Origin of the sequence: Staphylococcus sp. HMSC034G07 (genome assembly GCF_001835975.1) — a bacterium.
GTDB classification, from domain to species: Bacteria; Bacillota; Bacilli; order Staphylococcales; family Staphylococcaceae; genus Staphylococcus; species Staphylococcus ureilyticus.
In genome coordinates, this window is record NZ_KV826605.1 from 1 (window position 1) to 207 (window position 207).

Annotated in this window: 1 protein-coding gene; it reads left to right on the forward strand. The window is 37.2% G+C overall.

Annotated features, from left to right (window positions below):
- Positions 1 to 207, forward strand: a 207-nt coding sequence (locus HMPREF2586_RS05360; protein WP_176747370.1) for an Ig-like domain-containing protein, incomplete at both ends; no start/stop codon positions are given.

The window sequence follows — 207 nt, forward strand, 5'->3', positions numbered from 1 at the left end:
TCCCAGATGGAACAACGGCAACAGGAACAGCAGATGAAGAAGGTAACTACACAGTTGAAATTCCATCTAATATAGATTTAAAAGGTGGAGAAGAATTACAAGTAACAGCTACAGATAAAAATGGTAATGTATCTAAATCAAGTATTGTTATAGTAAGTGATTCAGGAGAAAACCCAGGTACAGGAGAAGAACCAGGTACAGGAGAAG